Genomic DNA, 18,432 nt, shown 5'->3' with positions numbered 1-18,432 from the left:
GCGCAGAGTGCATTCACAATTGCGATGCGCCCGAATGTGTGCATCGCTTACATTGACGCTAGTGCGCCCGTGTGGGCGGAGTCAACGGCGACCTTCGCGGCGCGATCGAATTCAGCGCGCAGCGGTGAGCACGGCGATGAAGGACGAGCGAACCTGAGCCGCAACATCCTCGATCGACGGGCTGGTGAGCTTGCGGTCCAGGTAGAGGTAGGCCAGCCCGTGGACCAGTCCCCACCCGCCCAGGGCGAGGTCGATGGGGTCTGCGTCGGGGAACACGCGCGCGATCGCGGTCGCCAGGAGTTCGTGTACCTCGGCGGCCGCTCGCACCCGTTCGTCGCTCTCGTAGTCGCATTCGTTGCCAAACATCAACCGGAACAGCGCGGGCCGGCGGAGCGCGAACTCGACATATGCGACGCCGAGTTCGGCAAGCTCGTCGACGTTGCGGGGCAGTTCGCGTTCCCGCGTCAGGTCGGTCTTCAGGTCACGCAACCCCTGGGCCGCCAGTGCGGATTCCAGGGCCTCGCGGTCGGGGAAGTGGCGGTAGGGCGCGGTGGGGGAGACACCGGCCTGGCGTGCCACGGCGCGAATAGAAAACGGGTCGCCACGTTCCAGCATGCCCATGGCCGACGTCAGCAGCGCGGCGCGCAGGTCGCCGTGGTGATAGCCGCTCTTGGGCGTGGGCGTCATTGCTGAACGATCCTTCCGGTGCTTCTCGAATTCCATCATCGAACCGAGCGGCGCGCGTCCGGGGCGGACACGCCCACGAGGTGATCGCCCCTCCAGCGAGGCGTATCGCCGTACGTCAGAGAAATGTTGACACTGCACACATCAAAGTCTACCGTCGCATGTGAGCAATGCACACATTCGATGTACGGGAGCTGGACGATGGCGCCGAAGACGAACCCAAGCGACGCCATGGTCGCGGAAACGGTTGAGGTCGAGCTTGGCGGCCGCAAGCTCGCGGTCCCGAAGGGTGGGCTGTATGACCGCTACCGGATGCACGCCGACCTGGACGCCGTCGCCGCGGACCCGCGGGTGCCTAGTGTGGACTTCTTCCGGACGCTGCCCAAGACCGAGGTGCAGTCCGCGATCGGTCCGACTCGGACACCGAACTTTTACTATGCGATGTCCAAGGCGCAGATCACCTACCTTGCACCGACGAAGGCGCTGCGCACGCGGCTCCCTCGTGGGTTGGACCCGCTGCAGATCGCTCCGGGCATCGGCGTGTTCTCCGTGGTGTTCTTCCGGTACGACGTGTGTGACATCGACTTCTACACCGAGGCCACCGTCGGCATCGCGGTCCGGCCGGCGTGGCATGGCAAGCTCGGAACCGCTGACCTGCTCTCCGCCCGCGCCAACGACTCGATGCACGCCTACGTTCTCTCGCTGCCGGTGAGCACCGAAATCGCCCAAATCCGCGGCCATGACGGCTACGGCTTTCCCAAGTGGGTCACCGAGATCGATGTTGACATCGACGAGCAACGGACCGCAGCCAGGGTGGCCAACGACGATGGCAGCACCGACATCGCGATCGATGTTGCCACGCCGAAGCAGAAGCGGATCGCCAGCGGCACAAGGGTTTCGACACTGACCTCGTACACCGAACTCGGCGGCGGCTGGAACGCCACACTGAGCCAGACCAACAACCTGGTTGCCGGCAGCACGCTGCTCCCGAAAGACGTGTCACTGGAACTGGGCACCGGGCGCCTGACCGACGACGTCCGCTCCCTCAAGCCCATCAAGGCGCTGCGCTTCGACGTCTTCACCGAATGCCAGAACGCCCTGCACATTCCGGTGCCCGTCTCGTTCCCGGCGACGTAACCGCAACCATGACCGCCGCCAAGCCGGGCGTGTGATGCAGGCGCTACCCGAACTTTTAGGAACGCGTAATGCAAACCGTATTGGGAGCCAACGGACAGATCGCCGAGCAGCTGACCCGCTACCTCCACGACACCATCTCCGAGGACATCCGGCTGGTTAGCCGCAACCCGGTCAAACTCCGCGACACCGATCAACTGTTCCCGGCTGACCTCATGGACGCCGACGCCACAGCAGACGCCGTCGCCGGCACCGACATCGCCTATTTGACCGTGGGCCTGCCGATCGACTCGGCGCTGTGGGAACAGCAGTTCCCGGTGATGATGGCCAACACCATGACCGCCTGCCGAAAACACGGGACCAAACTGGTCTTCTTCGACAACACCTACATGTACCCGCGGACGTCCGCGGCGCAGGTCGAAGACACCCGATTCGAGCCGGCTGGCCGCAAGGCAACGGTGCGAGCCCAGATTGCCGACATGCTGCTCAAACAGATGCGCGCCGGCACGATCGAAGCCGTCATCTGCCGAGCGCCCGAGTTCTACGGTCCCGGAAAGACGAAGAGCCTCACCAACTCCGCTGTCTTCGATCGCATCAAGCAAGGCAAACGGCCGATGATCCCGGTCGACGCCCACACCAAGAGAAGCCTGATCTGGACGCCCGACGCCAGCCGCGGCATGGGATTGATCGGCAACACCCCAGATGCCTACGGCCAAACCTGGCATTTGCCAACCGATCCCGAACGGTTGACCTATGCGCAGATGATCGACATCGCCTCGGAAATCACCGGCCGCGACATCCGCTATACGACGGTCCCGGAAATCGCGTTCAAGGTCGGCGGATTGTTCAACCCCGCAGTCAGGGAAGCCACGGAATTGCTACCCCGCTACCGCGGCGACAACATTTTCGACTCCTCGAAATTCGCCGACCGATTTCCCGACTTCCCACCCACGACCTACCGAGAGGGGATCGCCGAGATCCTCAGCGGGTAACCCCTCGACATCCCGCACGAGAAATCACGAATATGGGACTGACCCAGACGACACGACGTGAGACTCCACGCACCACCGCGTATCAGTGCGCCGTGAAGTGACACGCGAAATAGGAACCGACAGGTGGCGCCGGCGAGAGTGCTCGAGCGTGACTTTCGGCGGCGATTGGCACAAAGAGAACTAGGTGGACGAAGTCTCGGCCCCGGAATTGACGGTCCGCCGTTGCACAGCGGACATAGGTAGATGTTGTTGATCCGGTTTGACGGGCGGGCGCGCCAATGATGGCTGCAGTCCTGACAGATCCACCAGAACTGCTGGTTCGAACAAGGCGTGACATCAGCGGGGTTAGCGGCGCGTTTTGCTGGTGGTCCATTGCTTGGCAATGGCGGGATAGCGTTCTGATAGCGAGCGGCCAGACCCAGGTCTTGTTTGGCGTGGAGGTCGTCAATCATGGGGTCTTGACGAACGTCGGGTGCATGCTGCCCACCCCCGACGCCATAGTGGCGTACCCCTCAAGGCGGGTGGCATCGCACAGCGCCCACACACCGGCCTTGCTCGCCGCATAGGGGCCGTTGAGAGGAGTCATGGCGCCGATCTGCAGGGACGTGGTGATGCTCTGGGTCATCGTGGGGGTCATCGTGCATCTTTGGCGGTGAGGCCGGGCTGAACGCGCGCAGCGAGTGCCGCTGCTCCGCGTTGATATGCGGGACCGAGGAGGCGGACGAGGATGTCGAGGGCGTAGGCGTCCGTACCGATCAGGACCCGAGGGCGCCTACGCCTGACCCCACGAAGGATGATCTGGGCCGCTCGGTCGGAGGAGATGCGGGCGAGCTTTTCGTCGTAGAGTGCTGCCACGGCTGCGGCGTCCTCGCCTGCGGCAACGCTGGCGTTGCGCGCGATAGCGGTTTTGACGCTGCTGGGATGCACGCAGGTCACCTGGACTGGGTGTCCAGCAGCGAGCATCTCCTGACGCAGTGATTCGGTGAATCCGCGGACCGCGAACTTCGAAGCACAGTAGGCGCTTTGACCGGCCAGTCCGAGAAGGCCGAAGAGACTGGAGACGTTGATGATGTGGCCGTCCCCGGATTTGATGAGGTAGGGGAGAAATGCCTTGGTGAGATTGACGACACCGCCGTAGTTGATGTCCATCACTCGGCGGATCTGGGACAGATCGGAGTGTTCGAAGTCGCCGTGGTGTTCGACGCCCGCGTTGTTGTAGAGCTGATGCACAGTGCCGAAGCGGGCATGGAGCTCCTCGGCGTAGGTGAACGCACCGAGGTGGTCGGTGACATCGAGACGGTGGCTGGCGACTGAGCCGCCCGCGGCCTGGATGAGGTCAGCGGTCTCGGCAAGCCCGGCCTCGTCGACGTCGGTGATCGCCACCGTGGCGCCTTCCTTGGCCAGATTTGTGGCGAGCGCGCGACCGATACCTGAGCCTGCACCGGTCACGACGGTGACCTTGCCGGCGAAGGTCCCACGGGGGCGGAGAACAGGTGGTTCATCGCGGCTCCTCGATGACGGGCACGGTGCGGTCGACGGCGTAGGCATGGACAGCGGTGAGCGTTTCGGACTGCTCGTCGACGATGGCCTTCAGTTCGGGGCTGGCCAGGAGATCGTTGACGTCGTCGCGGCTCGGCAACCCGAACACGATGGTGCCGTCGTGGCGGTGGCTGGGTGGATAGGTGTGGGACAGGCCGGGCGTGCGGTGAGCGATCCCGGTGATGGGAAGGAAACTGTAGGAGCGAACGTCGAGCGCGCCGACGTCGTGGAGGGCTTGGCCGAAGCGTCGGTGGACGAAAGCGCGGAACTTGCGCAGCGGGACACCGCGCCGGCGGCGTAGCAACAACACGGTCCTATGGCCGACCGCGGGCTCATGGTGGTTGGTCCACCGGGTGCCGCCGCCGGGGCCGCAGATGTGGCCGAGAACGTTGTCGAAGACGTTCTGCTCGTCGTGGAAGATCGTGCCGAGCATTCCGTAGGCAGCACGCGCCATTTCGGAGAAGTTGCGCAGTCGCACTTCGGTCACGCCGTCCCAGCGAAACAGGTCGGTGGGCTGCGTTCCGACGGTCGGTGTGGCGGGCCAGGAGCCGTGATCGGTCGCAGAGAAGTGGTACTGGTTGTACTCGCAGATGTGCCCGCCGCGCTTGACCAGTTCGCCGTGCGGTCCTGCCCAGTAGTCATCGGCGACCTCACGGGGAAGGTCGGCCCGGAATCGGACCGGGTAGATCCCTGAGAGGGTTTTGGTGGGGGTGATCAACGGTGCCGGGGTCATGGCTCTCCTTGTCGGGCGGATGAATCGCAGACAGAGCGGTGAGGCTCGCTTGGCTCATGGTGTGGACTCGAGCCGCGAGGCCCTCCCGTAGTCGAGAGTTTCTGATGAAATCATCACAAACGAGAGTCACGCCTGTCAAGATTTTCTGATAACTTCATCAAAAGCTTGGCGAACGGAGAGGCCGGAACCATGACCACTGAAGTCTCCACACAGTCCACGCGCCGGCCCGACCCACGCAAAGCACGCACTCGTGCCTCCTTGATTGCCGCCGGTCGCCGGCTCCTGGCCGCAGGGCGCACCGCAGTGAGCGTCCAAGAAATCACCAACGAGGCCGGAGTGGGCTTCGGCAGCTTCTTCAACCACTTCGACAGCAAGGAGGAACTCTTCGCCGAGGCGGTCGCCAGCACCCTCGACGCCTGGGGCCAGATGCGCGATCTCGTTGTCGAAGGCATCCATGACCCTGCAGAAGTGTTCGCCACCAGCTTCCGGATGCTCGGCCGCATGCAACGAGAACTTCCTGAGCTCATTCGGGTGGTGCTCAACCAAGGCATGTCCGTGTTGCTGACCGATCGTGGACTGCGGCCACGCGCGTTGGTCGACCTGCAACGGGGTATCGAGACCGGACGGTTCAGTGTTCCCGACGCCGACATGGGGTTGATGATGTCGGGTGGGGCTCTGCTCGGACTCGTGCAACTCCTTGACGCCGACGCCGACCTCGACAGCGAGCAGGTGTCCGACGACTACGTGCGACACGTGCTTCTCATGCTCGGCCTGGATGCTGGGGAGGCTGACCGGCTGGTGGCGCTTCCGCTCCCGCCGCTCCCCATTCCCGAGTGAGTTGATCCGACTGCGTCAGGACAGCCCGGGCACCATTTCGGAGACGATCACCGATTCCGATGACGCACGACCGCAAACACGAACGCGGGCTTGCCTGATAGCGCGCTATCGACCGGAAGAATTGAAACGCAACTCATCTTGAGGCAGGCTGCCGATCCTGTCCGAACCGTGCAGTCACGTGGCAGCGATCAAACACATCGAGCAAGCAGACATGAGCGCAGGTTTCGAAACCCGAGCACGAAGCCACGGTTACCAATAGTTGGTACGCTCTGCTGCATGGGAAGGAACACCTCATTCAGCCTGGACGACCATTACAACGCGTTCATCGAGGATGAGGTCGCGTCGGGCCGCTATCGTTCAGCCAGCGATGTCGTGCGTACCGCATTGCGACTACTCGAGGATCGCGAGACGCGGCTGCGCGCACTACGTCAGTCCTTGATTGTGGGTGAATGCAGCGGTGAGTCAACACCGTTCGACTTCGATGAGTTTGTATCGCGAAAGCGGGCCGAGGAACCGCGTGGTCGGTGAGCCGCTATGTGCTCTCACCTGCCGCACGGGCGGACCTTAGTGACATCTGGGACTACACCTGCGAGCGTTGGAGCGAAGATCAGGCTGAGACCTACGTTCGTGAGATCCAGCGAGCGATCGAAGGGTTAGCGGACCATCCTCTAATCGGACGTGTGTGCCACGAGGTGCGCGAGGGTTACCGAAAATACGCGGTCGGATCGCACACGCTGTACTACCGGATTGCTGGCGACGACCTGATTGACGTGGTGCGGATCCTCCACAAGCGGATGGATGTCGATCGACACCTCGACTGAACGCTCGTAGGACATGAAACGACGAACCGGGCTGCGCACGCACCTTCGGGACGACCGGATCAAAACTACCTGCGCGTGTGAATTGGCGTCGGGCATTCTCAAAGGCATTCGGCACCAAGACCTCATCGCATCAGTTCGACCATTTACTCGACAGTGACGACACAGCTGACTGTCGAGCGAGCCACCCCGTCCGGCTCATGCGTAGCACCAAGCAGGTGTCGCTTTCAAAACCCGATCAACGCCGCGTTGATTGCTTTGAGCGACGACCGCGAGACGCAAGGCGCTCGGCAGCGGCCATCGGGTTCACTGCGAGCACCCAGCCGCGCTGGCAGCGTTGCTGGGCGCTTCAGCCGTCGCGGTGATCCGACTGCGTCGTCGCCCACACCGTCGAAACGATCACCGGACGTTGGCGACCGGACTCGGGTAGTCCGGTCCCGGTTAACGACCGCCGATGCAACGCAGGATCGAGGACTCGCCGATCGCAGTAAGGGAGGCGGCCGAGCCCAGAAGTAGACACACCGCGCTGCTTGTGGTGGTGGTGCTGCGGTCCTTCGGCTGCTGCTGCCGTACGGCAGCCGGATGGCGGCCGGATGGCGGCCGGTGTCGGCGAACATCCCTGACCGCCGTATAAGTCCGTATACTTCAGGGCGAGTTATACCGATCTATGCGTGAGGACGTCCGATGGGGCCGAGCCCGTACGCACCCGGCTCATTGCCGGAGTACCTGGCCGGTCGCGGCCGCGAGCGCGATCTGATCCGTGACAAGGTGTCACGGCTGAGCATGCTTGGGCGTTCCGGTGGGCCGTTGCTGGCCTTCCACGCTCCGCGAGGCCTCGGGAAGACATCGTTGTTGCGCATGGCCCAGCGCGACGCGATATCTGAAGGGTTCCTCACCGCGTGGGTTACTGGGCGTGATGACCGGCCCATGGCGCTCGATCTGGCGCAGGGGTTGAGCGCGGCGGTAAAGGAGCATTCCTTCGGTGAGCGGGCGAACGCGATACTGCACCGCCTTGCCCAGGTACAGGTTGAGTTCGGGATCCCGGGCGTCAAGGTCGGAGCGACTCTTTCCGCCAACGACAAGGTGTCGGGTTCGGCGGTGCTCGAGAAGTTGCTCGAGGATGCGGGCCGGTTCGGCCGCAACCACGACGCGAAGGGGCTGGTTGTGTTCGTCGACGAGTTCCAGGAAGCCCAGTTGGCAGACCGCAAGAGTCTTCTGATCGGGCTGCAGCACTTTGATGGTGCCCCGGACGCGATCCCGGTCGCGGTTATCGCTGCCGGCTTGCCTTCGTTGCCGCCGGCGGTGACCGAGGCGGCCACGTTCGGCGAGCGGTCACGGTTCCTCGAACTCGGCCTGCTGAGCGAGGTTGCCGTTGCCGAGGCGATTCGGTTGCCTGCGGAGCAACACGAGGTCACCTGGTCTGACGAGGCCATCGTGGCCGCAATCGAGCTCGCTGCCGGCTACCCGCACAAGGTGCAGTTGATCGGAGATGTCACGTGGGAGGTCGCACGGCCCGACCCGAGGAGCACGATCAAGATCGGCCATGTGCGGCGGGCCGAGGAAGAGATCGAGGACCGCATGACGGGCCTGTTCCGCACCCGTCTGGCCCGCGTCACACCGGAGCAGCAGAGGTTCCTGGCAGCCATGGCAGCGGTGGGGGATGGGCCGGTGGAACGGGCAGCGATCGCTGCCGAACTCGGTGTGGCGACCACAGCGGTGAGTAGGCCTCGGCAGCAGCTGATCGACCGGGGCTACATCGAGGCGGTTGGACACGGGAAGCTTCGGTTCACCATTCCAGGGTTCGCGGCCTACATCCGCACTACTGGTTGAACCACCGCGCGAGCCGTCTGGGCTGCCTCCGCAGAAAATGACACCTTGGCGGCCCCACCGGGCCCGCGTTGATCGGGGACGCCCCGGTCGGACTGTAAGGGCCGGGCCGTGATTGTCAGCCTTCCCTATAGGCGGCTTCGAGTTCGGCGATGTCGAGCTTCTTCATGGGCATGAAGGTTCGGGTGATGCGATCGATTTGTTCGCGAGTGCCGTTAGCCAGCATGTCGTTCATGACGGTCGGTGATATCTGCCAAGACACGCCGAACCTGTCCTTGAGCCAGCCGCATTGTTCTGATTCCGGTACCGCGGTGAGTCTTTCCCAGTAGTAGTCGACCTCGTCCTGGTCGTCGCAGTTGACGAGCAGCGACACCGCTTCGTTGAAGGTGAAATCCTGCTCGGCTGCGGAGTCCATGGCAGCGAACCACTGGTTCGCCAGCATGAAATCGGCGAACATCAGCGAGCCTTCGTTGGCCGGACCGGTCTGTTCGGTGTATCGCGCCACTGTGCCGCGCTTCGAATCCGCGAAGACTTCGGTGTAGAAGTGGATCGCGGCTTCAGCTTGGTTGGTGTGTTCGCCGCCGAACATCAGTGATGGCAGGATGAACGGCCGCGGTTCGCCCGCAGGATCGGTCAAGATCAGCTGCCATGACACGCCGAACCGATCCTGGACCCAGCCGTAGCGCTCGCTGAACGGGTACTCCCCGAGCGGCATCAGCGTTTCGCCACCCCCGGCCAGTTCTTCCCAGAGCTCGTCGAGATGCTGTCGAGCATGACCGTCGGTGCTCGGGTCGAAGTTGACCATGAACGATATCGACGAATTGATCGTGAAGATCGGTCCGGCGCTGATGGCGATGAAGTCGTGCCCGTGCAGGTTGAACGACACAACATCGCTGTCGCCACCGGGTGTGTCCTTCAGCGTTGCGGTGGCGGTGAGGCTCGAGCGGGGGAACACGCTGACATAGAAGTCAGCAGCTTCCTTCGCCTCTTTGTCGAACCAAAGGTGCGGAACGATTTTCTGCATTCGATACTCCCTCTTCGCTATTCCTCGGTGAGGTTCGGAAGTGCAGGGCGCGCCCCGGGGCGAGCCATGACCTCGCGGCGCCCTCGCGTGTCAGAACCCTGATGGGTAGACCGACGGGATGCCAGGAACTCATCGCACAAGATTGGTGTCCTATAGCGCCGTACTCTCGCCGGAGTCAGGCGTGGCCGCCACCGTACCGACCCCCCGCGGCTCGACGGCTCAAGCATCATGGTGATGCAGTTAGCAACACATCATGATGCGCGACGCGGGCTAGAATGGGCTTCATGCGTACGACGGTGGTGATTGACAGCGACGTTGCCGCTGAGATCGAGCGTCTTCGTCGGGAAGGGATGGGCCTCAGTGAGGCCCTGAATCTACTGGCCCGACGAGGGATGTCCCGGTCGCCGGCATCCAAGCCCGCCAAGTACAGGCATCGGACCTCGCGTATCGGCCTGAAGGTCGACGTCACGAACATCGCCGATGTGCTCGATTTGCTCGACGATGATCGTTGACGCAAACCTACTGCTGTATGCGGTGGACGAGGGCAGCGCGCACAATGCCACTGCCGCGGCGTGGCTGCAAGAAGTCCTCGAAGGCGACAGTCGAGTTGGCTTACCCTGGCAAACGCTCGGCGCCTTCGTCCGCATAGCTACCCATCCGAGAGTCGTAGAGAATCCCTTATCGGGTTCGAACGCTTGGAGGTACGTGACGGAGTGGCTTGCGGTGCCGGTGGTGTGGATCCCGCCCGCGACCGAGGCTACGGCCGCGGTCTACACCAGGCTGTGTGAGCAGGTCGATATCACGGGTAATCTCGTGCCAGATGCGCAACTGGCCGCTCTGGCGATTGAATTCGGAGTCGAATTAGCCTCTGCTGACACCGATTTCATGCGCTTTCCCGGCCTACGCTGGATCAACCCGCTGAGCGCGTAGCCTTACACCGCTTAAACGGCCCCGGTTCGACGGGCGGGCCAGTAATCCCATCGATGCACTTGGAAACGACTTCGAGCCAACACTGGCCGCGTGAACCTGGGCGAGGCCATTGTTGACTTAGCAAAGTCCCTATCCGGGCTGGTGTCGCGCTGCGCGACACCGGGATCGCGTTGCCTTTGTCGTGGTCGGGGCGGTGCAGATAGGCGACCAACATGATCTGGTCACCGACCCGAGAACTGCATCTCATCACGTGAACCTTGTCGTTGGGCGCCTCAATCACATGCGCCGGGTGCGGCCCGATCTGAGCGGTCGCCGCGTGGTAGGTATCGGCGCCGATGGTGTGGTATCGCGACGAACTTCATGATCGCTGACGATGGAGTTCGTCGACCAATATCCTGCTTTACGCATACGACGCTGCGGCCGGTGAGATGCACGAGACGGCAGGTCATCGAGGGGGTACGGCTCAGCAATCCGGTTACGCGCTGATGAGACGACTCACGGGTGTCCGATTTTCCGTGAGAAGCCGCTGCAATCACGAACAACAAGTGCATGGTCACCGTCTTCGGCCGCACTCATTGCGTACCGAACCCCGATGGCAGCGACCGGTTGCATGCGAGCGGCGGATGGAAAGGACCGGTAGGACGAGTAGACATCGTCGGTGTCAGTTCGTAGCCTTTCCCGGGACATCACCAGCGGGCCGAGATCGGCCTCGAACCAAGGATCGTGACAATCCGCGTGACCGGGATACGCCACTCGCTCCGACGAACGGTGTGCGGCTGTACAACCGCGGTCCTGGCGCTGGCCATGTCAATAAGCGCCGTCGGCGCGGACCCGTCGGCTGACGCGTTGTCCCGGCTCGACGAGTTGTCCCGGCAGGCGGTGCAGAGTCGGGAGGCCGTCACGGCGGCTCAGCGCGATGTCGACGCCAAACTGGCCGAGCAAGCAGCGGCCGCCGACCGCCACCGCACCGACCTGGCTGTCTTGGAGGCCGCGAATTCCCGGTTGAAGCCCTATCAGGCCGCTGTCGACAGGATCGCGGCGATGGACTACATGAGTGGGCGCGACGGTCAGATGGCGGCGCTGCTGACGGCGTCCTCACCGCAGCAGCTGATCGACAGCCTGTCGCTGCAGCGGGTGGTCGGCACCACGACGGCCGATCAGTTGGCCGCTTTTCACTCGGCACGGGACCGCGCGGCCACCACCGCCCGGGCGTCAGAGAAATCGGCCGAAGAGGCCCGAACCACCGCGGAGTCCGCCGCCGCCGTGCGCGCAGAACTGCAGGCCAAATTGAGTGAGCTGCTGCGTCAGATCGCCGCCGCGGAGGCCCAGTACGCGGCACTGGCGCCGCAGCAGCGGGCGATCGTCGACAACGCGCCCCCGCCGAGTGCGCCCGCTCCGGCGGACCCGGCGATCGTCGCGATGCCGGGGCCGCCTCCTCCAGCAGACCTCGGCCCGAGCCTTGCAGCCGTGCGCGCCGATATCCCCGAGGCGCTGCCCATAGGCGTGGCATCGGAGGCCGGGTTACAGCCCAACACCGTCGTGGCCGCACGCGCTGTCAGTCACCGGTTCCCTCAGATTGCCGACATCGACGGGGTTCGCCCGGATTCCAAGCCGTGGCATCCCAGCGGGCTGGCCATCGACATCATGATTCCCAACCCCGAAAGCCCCGCGGGCATCGCGCTCGGTGACCAGATTCTCGCGTTCGCGATGAGCAATGCGGGCCGATTCGGACTACAGGACGTGATCTGGCGCGGCACGTATTACACACCGGCCGGTCCGCAGGCATCGGGTTACGGCCACTACGACCACGTGCACATCACCGTGACACCACGTCGCTGACGGACTACGGATGCAGGTTCCACTGGCCGCAGTCCTGGGCCAGCACGTCGTTGACGTCGACGCGGATGCCGCCGACCACCGGTCCTGGGTTCGAGGCAGTGTCGATGATGCGCTGGTAGAGCACCGCGCCAGGGTATATCTGACCGTTGGACCAGGACCGGGTCTGCCAGGCCCACACCTTGCCGGGCGAGCTTGACCTGCCGATGACGCCGTCGGCGGCGGCCCACTGACACGTGCGGATACCGCCGTAGACCCCGGTGCGCAGGACGCCGATCACCGAATTGATCCCGCGAAACCAGGGCAGCGCGACGTTGTTCCACGTCTCGCGGTCGATGTCGTCGTCGACGCTGAAGAATATGGGTGCGCTCTTGCCACCACCAGCGGCGGTGTGCAACTGCCAAGCCGTGCGCGCGTCGGTGACGCCCCCGGCGTACCCGCGGGTGAAGTCCGACGGTGCCGTCCCGCCCGGCTTGCCGTATTGGTAGTTGCTGACAATCACCAGACCGGCGGCGGTCAGCGACTTCGCATAGGGCAGGGTGATCGGTTTGGCCCCAAAAGATGAGCCAGGCCGCGACGTCGAGACGTAGTTGATCACCCCGGCGTGGCCGGCGGCTCGGATGTCCTGTGCCGGGATCTGGCGCATGGCGTAGTCGATCAGCGTGGGAGCGGCGGCGGTCGCTGCGGGCGCACGGGCACCGGCTATGGCGCCGAGTCCGGCCAGCGCCGACGCACCGACGGCGTAGCGCAGCGCGTCACGCCGCGAAATTGGGCGCGAACGGCGGCCGCTCGTAGTCCACGGCGTTTCTCGCACCTGGGGAAGTTAACAAAGTGACAGCTGTTAACAACGTAGCCGCGCCGCCGGGGGAGCGCTTCGGTGTGAATCTAGTTGAGCCTGGGCAAATGCGGCTGGAAGGTGGTGCGACGCGAGTTAGCTCGCGCCTGCTGCGATCACCTGGTCCACCTCGACGGCCCGGCTGGCCATCTCGGCGTGTGCCTTGTCGAGCGCTTCGGCCTGATCTTCGTCGGCCTTCATCAGCGCTTCGATGTCGAAGGCGGCCATGTCGAGAACACCCATGTCTCTGAAGGCCTTCTGCACCTTGTCGCCCCACAACCCGATGTCCTTGACGATCGGCACGATGCGACTGAACAGGTGGGAGCGGAACTGGATCATCATCGGCGCCGTGTCCACCCACTCGGCGCACGCTTGGACGTCGAGGCCGAGGGTCTCGAAAACCTCCTCGCCGCGGAACCGGTCGCGCATCAGGTAGCAGGCCTCCACGACGAACTCCTCACGCTCGTCCCGCTCGGCTTCAGTCAGCGCGGAGTAGTAGTCCTTCAACGAGATTCGGCCGAAAGCGACGTGCCGGGCCTCGTCCTGCATGACATATGCCAGCAGTTGTTTGGCCAGTGAGTCAGGCTGCGCCAGGTCACGCTGAACCCCGAAGGCGGCGAGCGCGAGCCCCTCGATAAGCACCTGCATGCCGAGATAAGGCATGTCCCAACGCGAGTCGCGCAGAGTGTCCTCCAGCAGCGCGGTCAGGTTCTTGTTGATCGGGTAGACCAGGCCGACCTTCTCCTGCAGGAATCGCGAGAACGCCTCGACGTGCCGGGCTTCGTCCATGGTCTGAGTGGCCGCGTAGAACTTCGCGTCCAGATCCGGGACCACCTCGACGATCTTGGCCGCGCACACCATCGCCCCCTGCTCACCGTGCAGGAACTGCGAGAATTGCCAGGCCTGCGAGTGCCGGCGCATCTCGGCGCGACGTGAATCGTCTGCTGCCTCCCACATCGGGCTGCCGAACAGCGGATGGAACTCGTCGGGCAGCCCGATCGGGTTCATCGGGTCGACGTCCTGCGCCCAGTCGATGCGCGACTGGGCATCCCACTGCTTGTCCTTCCCCTTTTGGTACAGGGAAAGAAGCCGGGCACGTCCCTCGTCGTATTCCCACGTAAAGCGCGCGTCGCCGGCGCTCGGAACCTCCCACGAGTAGGGCTCGGGCACGTCCGTGTACTTATCTCTGGTGCTCATGCGCTGTCACCCCTTCGCGCGGTGCGACCGAATGGTCATATGACGCGGATCACAATCGTTTCAGCCTTGGACGGGGCCGTCAAGCCAGGTGGGCAGGCTACTTGCTTAGGCCGGCGGTCGCGAAACTGTGGCTTGCCGACTGAGGCAGGTTGTCGGACCCCTTCGCCAGACTTCGGTTCATGAGTAGACGCAACCGCGAGAAGCGGGCCGCCAAGCAGAAGAACCGGCGGCGGGCGTCCGCCGAGCGAGAACGCGTGGATTCAGGCTTGGGCCAGGACCGGGCGCTGCTCCTCGAATCGCTCGTGCTGGCGTTGAGTACGGCCGCGTCGCGTCCCGGCGACCACGCGGCGCGGTACGCCGCTGAAATCCTCGGGCAGTACGGAGCCTTCGCACGCGATCTCGACAGCGCGGCAGACCTCGCCGTGCACGAGGCCATCAGAGCGGCGTGGGCTCACGGCTGGTCGCCAACCGACTTGCACGAGGCTGCCCGTCGCAAGTTGAAGTCGGCCGACGGCCGATATCTCGACGAGGCCATCCTCGTCGAGTCCCAGGCGTATGCGGTCGCGTCACTGCACCCGCGGTGGCGCGCCGATCTCGCCGATATTTCGACCGCCGCCGGTCCCGCAGGACCGGCGCCGCAGATGTGGCGTTGGGCGGCCTCGAACGGCGTCGACCGGCGCGAAGCCCTCGCCGTCGTGGTACGAGTACTGAATCTGCTCGGCAGACTTCCAGCCCTTGAAGCGCTGCTACCGCCGCCCGGCACTTACCGCTACACCCCATCGACGGTGAGCGACGTCGACGAGAAGGCGCTCGCCAAGGTGCGGGCCCTGCTCGCTAAGGCCGAGGCCACCGAATTCGCCGAGGAAGCGGAGGCGCTTTCCGCCAAGGCGCAGGAACTGATGAGCAGGTATTCGCTACAGGAAGCAGTTGCCGACCACGAGCGCGGCCGGACGCCGGTGGCGCTCGCTCGACGGATCTGGATCGAGAATCCGTATGCCGCGCCCAAGGTGCTGCTCGTGCAAGCGGTAAGCAGTGCCAATCGGTGCCGCGCGGTATGGACGGAGAACCTCGGAGTCGTCACCGTCGTCGGCTCCGACACCGATCTCAACCTGGTCGAACTGCTCACGACCTCGCTTCTGCTGCAAGCCAATCGGGCCATGCTCGGCGCTGGACGGCGAAACGGCAGCGGTGCGCAGACGCGGACCAGATCGTTTCGTCAATCGTTTCTCGTCGCGTACGCGCAGCGCATCGGCGAACGGCTCGACAGCACCAGCACATCGGTCACAGAAGAGATCAAGCAGGACGCCCGACTGCTTCCGGCGCTGGCGGCCAGTAGCCGGGCGGTCGATGAACTCGTCAATAAGCTGTTCCCGTCGATGACGGCCCGCTCGGTGACAGTGTCCAGCGGCGCGGGCTGGGGCGCCGGGCGCGCAGCGGCCGATATGGCGGTGCTCGACGTGCGGGGATCGATCGCGGGCTAGCCCGAGACAGTGCTCTGAGAGGATTTCTTCGAACTTCGCTGCAGAGGCACCGACTAACGCTCCACCCTGGTGCTCATCGGGCTCGGCCAGACAGTCGTCGCGTCTCCGTCTTGAGTTCCGCATAGGCCCTGCCGGTCTGTTCTGCGAGGGCATGGACGTCGCCGATCGCGGCGGTATTGGCGATGAAACCGAAATCGATGTGATCGCAGTAGGAGGTGAAGGTTACATTCAGGCCGATCGAGGCGGCCATCGCGGACACCGGGAACATCCCGATCAGTTGTGCGCCGTTGAGGTAACGAGTCTTCTTGGGGCCCGCGACATTTGAGATCACCAGATTGCATGCTGGGTGGCCGACGCGCTCCAGGTGGGTGGTAGCGCCCGCTCCCGCCAGAGCGAGCAGGACGACTCCATAGGTCATCGCCGCGTCCGTCGACATCGCGCCGAGTTCCGTCTTCGCCGTGGTGACCGAGCGGACCACCTGCCGCAGCCTTTCGGTAATCGGTGCCGCCGGCTCGCCGAGACGCGCGAAAATCGCCGAGACGCGTGTGCCCACCGCACTATCGCCTTCGCCGCGCAGCGAGACCGGACACATAGCGATGAACTCGTGCGCGTAGGGCTGGCCCGCCTCGTGCAGATAGGCGTGCAGACCGTGGTCGATGATCGTGGCTGCGACATCGTTGAGCGTGGCTCCGTGTTGGCGGCCGATCTGGTGCATCTCCTCCCACGGCAGCGCCAAGGTGGCGAAACCGCGCGCCTGTGCGGGCGGCGCATTGGTGGGGGCACGGCGGGCCACGAATGGCAGACTTCCCTCCAAATGCGATCCGAACGCTGCGCTCAGAGCCTTGCGCAACGCTCCGAGCGAGATCTGGTTGACCGCAGCGACTTGGACGACGGCCGCGTGAATCGCATCGGTGAGCCGGCGCAGCGCGGGTGAGGGCGTTTTGGGCTCCGGCTTCGGGGGCGGCAGTGCAAATGCCGGTACCGGGATGGAGGGTTCGTCCGACAGGCTGAGCCCCGCGTATAACTTCTTCAGCCCGGACACCCCGTCGATGATGCTGTGGTGGGTCTTGGTGTAAATCGCGAACCTGCCGCCGGGCACCCCGTCGATCACCCAACACCGGAACAGCGGACGATGGCGGTCGAGCATCGGCTCATGCAGGTCCGCGACGAGCCGCAGCAGATCTTCGTAAGAACTTTGAGCCGGCAGTGACAGGTGCTGAACGTGGTAATACGGATCCCAGGCGTCGGCTTCACGGAAGTGCGGTGCGCCCGCGCCGATGACTTCCGGCACATAATTGAACGGCGGCAGCGGCCGGTAGCTGCGGTAAGCCCGCACGATCTCGCGCACCAGTGATCCACGCCCGCGGGGCTTCTTGAACAGCAGCATCGCTCCGACATGCGTCGCCCCTCCGGGCGACTCGATCAACAGCCATCCCAAATCCAGCGGAGGAATCGCTGTGTTCATAGCGGCCTTCCTCTCCAGAGTGTGGCAGTCGCGAGTGTGCACCTGCGGGCCGGATGCGCGCAGGTGATTGCCGCGTTTACCGACCACCTCGTCGTCACGTCACGACTCGCGGCGCTCCTCGGATACTGCCCGCGTGGGGACGCAGCCGTTGCCGGTCGATGTCAGCACCTCGGGCCAGCGCTTCGCGCCGCCAGCGAGAGGCAATATTTCGTTGTCCGGCAACGGTTCCGACACCTTCAGCGGCCCAGCCCAGCCAGGAAGCGTTGCACCTCGTCGACCGAATCGAGCACGAACTGCGCTGCCGTTTCCCGATCGCTCACCTCCGGATCGTCGGCCCGGCCGACGAAGATCCCGATCCCGCGATCCTGCAATGCACGGAACGCGTCTTCGTCGGTGATGTCGTCGCCGAGATAGAGCGGGATCACGTCGTCGCTGCCGAGCCCGAGCACATCGATGAGATGCAGCACCGCCTTGCCCTTGTCCCAGTCGACGTTCGGCTTGATCTCGTAAACCATCTTTCCGGGTGTGAGCGCGACCTCGTCGGGGTGTTCGGCGAGCAGCCTGTGCACGCTATCGGCGATGCGGTCGCGATCCTGGGGGGCAACTTGCCGATAGTGCACCGCGACCGACGCCCGTTTGGGTTCGATCCGAACTCCGGGTATTGAGCCGACGTCGGCACGAAGCCGGTCGGTCACCTTGGTGATGAGATCGAGATACCCGGAGACGCGGTCGTCGGTGATCGAGCCTTGTTGCGGGGTCCAGATGTCGAAGCCGTGGCTTCCCGCGACGACCAGATCATCGACGCCCATCAGCTGCTGCGCCACTGCGCGGTCCCGGCCGGTGATGATGCAGACCGGGCAGCGGGCCGCCAACTCCCGCACCGTCCTCCGCATGTCCTCCGACATCAAAGCGTCCTCGGGCCGATCCACGATCGGGGTCAGCACCCCGTCGTAGTCGAGGAAGACCGCAGGCTTGCGGCCCGCCAACCGCCGCTGCACCGTCTCCTCCTCGCCGACCGCTGAGCGCAGATCGCTCACCCTGCTGGTACTCACCCGCAGACCTCCTCCAGAATCCGGGACCCGCCGATGCGAGAAAGAGCA

The 18,432-nt window shown here is 64.3% G+C and carries 20 protein-coding genes; 10 read left to right on the top strand and 10 right to left on the bottom strand.

The genetic code is table 11. From position 1 onward, the window contains the following. Nucleotides 1-111 precede the first annotated feature (111 nt). Nucleotides 112-687 (bottom strand): TetR/AcrR family transcriptional regulator, encoded by a 576-nt coding sequence (locus QGN32_RS11405; RefSeq protein ID WP_326548671.1) that lies wholly within the window; start codon nt 685-687, stop codon nt 112-114. 198 nt (nt 688-885) lie between these two features. On the opposite strand from QGN32_RS11405, the gene QGN32_RS11400 reads away from it, so the two are divergent. Beyond that, the gene (locus QGN32_RS11400) at nt 886-1,821 is read left to right on the top strand and encodes an acetoacetate decarboxylase family protein (RefSeq protein ID WP_326548670.1); all 936 of its coding nucleotides are present in this window, start codon (nt 886-888) and stop codon (nt 1,819-1,821) included. A 68-nt stretch (nt 1,822-1,889) separates the two neighbouring features. After that, a complete protein-coding gene (locus QGN32_RS11395; RefSeq protein ID WP_326548669.1) occupies nt 1,890-2,810 on the top strand; it encodes an NAD-dependent epimerase/dehydratase family protein in 921 nt (306 codons plus the stop codon). On the opposite strand, the gene QGN32_RS24285 is transcribed toward QGN32_RS11395, so the two are convergent. Genes QGN32_RS24285 through QGN32_RS11380 form a run of 4 tightly spaced genes read right to left on the bottom strand, consistent with a single transcriptional unit; the run spans nt 2,774 to nt 5,082 of the window. After that, nucleotides 2,774-3,262: a zinc-ribbon domain-containing protein gene (locus tag QGN32_RS24285; RefSeq protein WP_442791805.1), complete on the bottom strand. Its 489-nt coding sequence runs from the start codon at nt 3,260-3,262 to the stop codon at nt 2,774-2,776. The two genes, QGN32_RS11395 and QGN32_RS24285, sit on opposite strands and share 37 nt — an antisense overlap. Continuing rightward, the gene (locus QGN32_RS11390; protein ID WP_326548668.1) at nt 3,259-3,447 is read right to left on the bottom strand and encodes a hypothetical protein; all 189 of its coding nucleotides are present in this window, start codon (nt 3,445-3,447) and stop codon (nt 3,259-3,261) included. Before QGN32_RS11390 ends, QGN32_RS24285 begins: the two co-directional genes overlap by 4 nt. Then, entirely contained in the window at nt 3,444-4,259 is an 816-nt protein-coding gene (locus QGN32_RS11385) for an SDR family NAD(P)-dependent oxidoreductase (protein WP_326548667.1), read from the bottom strand. Before QGN32_RS11385 ends, QGN32_RS11390 begins: the two co-directional genes overlap by 4 nt. A 49-nt stretch (nt 4,260-4,308) precedes the next feature. Continuing rightward, complete coding sequence (locus QGN32_RS11380; RefSeq protein ID WP_326548666.1) at nt 4,309-5,082, bottom strand: hypothetical protein; 774 nt, start codon at nt 5,080-5,082, stop codon at nt 4,309-4,311. A gap of 303 nt (nt 5,083-5,385) precedes the next feature. Between QGN32_RS11380 and QGN32_RS11375 the strand changes: the two genes are divergently transcribed. From QGN32_RS11375 to QGN32_RS11360, 4 genes are all read left to right on the top strand, one after another. Beyond that, nucleotides 5,386-5,919: a TetR/AcrR family transcriptional regulator gene (locus QGN32_RS11375; protein ID WP_326548665.1), complete on the top strand. Its 534-nt coding sequence runs from the start codon at nt 5,386-5,388 to the stop codon at nt 5,917-5,919. Between the two features lie 276 nt (nt 5,920-6,195). Beyond that, nucleotides 6,196-6,447, top strand: coding sequence for a type II toxin-antitoxin system ParD family antitoxin (locus tag QGN32_RS11370; RefSeq protein ID WP_326548664.1), 252 nt, complete (start codon nt 6,196-6,198; stop codon nt 6,445-6,447). After that, on the top strand, nt 6,444-6,740 hold the full coding sequence (locus tag QGN32_RS11365) for a type II toxin-antitoxin system RelE/ParE family toxin (RefSeq protein WP_326548663.1): 297 nt from the start codon (nt 6,444-6,446) through the stop codon (nt 6,738-6,740). Before QGN32_RS11370 ends, QGN32_RS11365 begins: the two co-directional genes overlap by 4 nt. Nucleotides 6,741-7,421: 681 nt before the next feature. Continuing rightward, on the top strand, nt 7,422-8,567 hold the full coding sequence (locus QGN32_RS11360) for an ATP-binding protein (protein ID WP_326548662.1): 1,146 nt from the start codon (nt 7,422-7,424) through the stop codon (nt 8,565-8,567). A gap of 115 nt (nt 8,568-8,682) precedes the next feature. Here the strand turns inward: QGN32_RS11360 and QGN32_RS11355 are convergent, their stop codons facing one another. Continuing rightward, nucleotides 8,683-9,588 carry a VOC family protein gene (locus tag QGN32_RS11355; RefSeq protein WP_326548661.1) on the bottom strand — a complete coding sequence of 302 codons (906 nt, stop codon included), beginning with the start codon at nt 9,586-9,588 and terminating at the stop codon, nt 8,683-8,685. 284 nt (nt 9,589-9,872) lie between these two features. Here QGN32_RS11355 and QGN32_RS11350 point away from each other — a divergent pair, with 284 nt between their 5' ends. The 3 genes from QGN32_RS11350 (at nt 9,873) to QGN32_RS11340 (ending at nt 12,357) form a co-directional block, all read left to right on the top strand. Continuing rightward, nucleotides 9,873-10,100 (top strand): CopG family transcriptional regulator, encoded by a 228-nt coding sequence (locus tag QGN32_RS11350; protein WP_326548660.1) that lies wholly within the window; start codon nt 9,873-9,875, stop codon nt 10,098-10,100. After that, complete coding sequence (locus QGN32_RS11345) at nt 10,090-10,518, top strand: TA system VapC family ribonuclease toxin (RefSeq protein ID WP_326548659.1); 429 nt, start codon at nt 10,090-10,092, stop codon at nt 10,516-10,518. The genes QGN32_RS11350 and QGN32_RS11345 overlap by 11 nt, the downstream gene beginning before the upstream one ends. Nucleotides 10,519-11,253: 735 nt before the next feature. Further along, nucleotides 11,254-12,357 (top strand): coiled-coil domain-containing protein, encoded by a 1,104-nt coding sequence (locus QGN32_RS11340; RefSeq protein ID WP_326549028.1) that lies wholly within the window; start codon nt 11,254-11,256, stop codon nt 12,355-12,357. A 4-nt stretch (nt 12,358-12,361) separates the two neighbouring features. On the opposite strand, the gene QGN32_RS11335 is transcribed toward QGN32_RS11340, so the two are convergent. Together QGN32_RS11335 and QGN32_RS11330 are read right to left on the bottom strand one after the other, a co-directional pair. Beyond that, entirely contained in the window at nt 12,362-13,168 is an 807-nt protein-coding gene (locus tag QGN32_RS11335) for a DUF1906 domain-containing protein (RefSeq protein ID WP_326548658.1), read from the bottom strand. A gap of 117 nt (nt 13,169-13,285) precedes the next feature. Continuing rightward, nucleotides 13,286-14,386, bottom strand: a complete 1,101-nt coding sequence (locus tag QGN32_RS11330; protein ID WP_326548657.1) for a ferritin-like domain-containing protein — start codon at nt 14,384-14,386, stop codon at nt 13,286-13,288. 179 nt (nt 14,387-14,565) lie between these two features. Here QGN32_RS11330 and QGN32_RS11325 point away from each other — a divergent pair, with 179 nt between their 5' ends. Further along, nucleotides 14,566-15,867, top strand: a complete 1,302-nt coding sequence (locus QGN32_RS11325; protein WP_326548656.1) for a DUF2786 domain-containing protein — start codon at nt 14,566-14,568, stop codon at nt 15,865-15,867. A 73-nt stretch (nt 15,868-15,940) separates the two neighbouring features. Here the strand turns inward: QGN32_RS11325 and QGN32_RS11320 are convergent, their stop codons facing one another. Together QGN32_RS11320 and otsB are read right to left on the bottom strand one after the other, a co-directional pair. After that, nucleotides 15,941-17,332, bottom strand: coding sequence for a wax ester/triacylglycerol synthase family O-acyltransferase (locus QGN32_RS11320; RefSeq protein ID WP_326548655.1), 1,392 nt, complete (start codon nt 17,330-17,332; stop codon nt 15,941-15,943). A 236-nt stretch (nt 17,333-17,568) separates the two neighbouring features. Further along, nucleotides 17,569-18,384, bottom strand: coding sequence for a trehalose-phosphatase (otsB, locus tag QGN32_RS11315; RefSeq protein ID WP_326548654.1), 816 nt, complete (start codon nt 18,382-18,384; stop codon nt 17,569-17,571). Between the last annotated feature and the right edge of the window lie 48 nt (nt 18,385-18,432).

The organism is Mycolicibacterium sp. ND9-15 (genome assembly GCF_035918395.1).
Classification (GTDB): Bacteria; Actinomycetota; Actinomycetes; order Mycobacteriales; family Mycobacteriaceae; genus Mycobacterium.
Note: the sequence above shows the minus strand (reverse complement) of the source record. Positions and strands in the feature narration are given on the sequence as shown.

Excerpts from the sequence above, each read along its gene's own strand:
- QGN32_RS24285 (WP_442791805.1), bottom strand. The coding sequence starts at position 3,262 with ATGATTGACGACCTCCACGCCAAACAAGACCTGGGTCTGGCCGCTCGC.
- QGN32_RS11320 (WP_326548655.1), bottom strand. The coding sequence starts at position 17,332 with ATGAACACAGCGATTCCTCCGCTGGATTTGGGATGGCTGTTGATCGAG.
- QGN32_RS11355 (WP_326548661.1), bottom strand. The coding sequence starts at position 9,588 with ATGCAGAAAATCGTTCCGCACCTTTGGTTCGACAAAGAGGCGAAGGAA.
- QGN32_RS11390 (WP_326548668.1), bottom strand. The coding sequence starts at position 3,447 with ATGACCCCCACGATGACCCAGAGCATCACCACGTCCCTGCAGATCGGC.
- QGN32_RS11370 (WP_326548664.1), top strand. The coding sequence starts at position 6,196 with ATGGGAAGGAACACCTCATTCAGCCTGGACGACCATTACAACGCGTTC.
- QGN32_RS11405 (WP_326548671.1), bottom strand. The coding sequence starts at position 687 with ATGACGCCCACGCCCAAGAGCGGCTATCACCACGGCGACCTGCGCGCC.
- QGN32_RS11400 (WP_326548670.1), top strand. The coding sequence starts at position 886 with ATGGCGCCGAAGACGAACCCAAGCGACGCCATGGTCGCGGAAACGGTT.
- QGN32_RS11380 (WP_326548666.1), bottom strand. The coding sequence starts at position 5,082 with ATGACCCCGGCACCGTTGATCACCCCCACCAAAACCCTCTCAGGGATC.
- QGN32_RS11325 (WP_326548656.1), top strand. The coding sequence starts at position 14,566 with ATGAGTAGACGCAACCGCGAGAAGCGGGCCGCCAAGCAGAAGAACCGG.
- QGN32_RS11360 (WP_326548662.1), top strand. The coding sequence starts at position 7,422 with ATGGGGCCGAGCCCGTACGCACCCGGCTCATTGCCGGAGTACCTGGCC.
- QGN32_RS11345 (WP_326548659.1), top strand. The coding sequence starts at position 10,090 with ATGATCGTTGACGCAAACCTACTGCTGTATGCGGTGGACGAGGGCAGC.
- QGN32_RS11395 (WP_326548669.1), top strand. The coding sequence starts at position 1,890 with ATGCAAACCGTATTGGGAGCCAACGGACAGATCGCCGAGCAGCTGACC.
- QGN32_RS11330 (WP_326548657.1), bottom strand. The coding sequence starts at position 14,386 with ATGAGCACCAGAGATAAGTACACGGACGTGCCCGAGCCCTACTCGTGG.
- QGN32_RS11350 (WP_326548660.1), top strand. The coding sequence starts at position 9,873 with ATGCGTACGACGGTGGTGATTGACAGCGACGTTGCCGCTGAGATCGAG.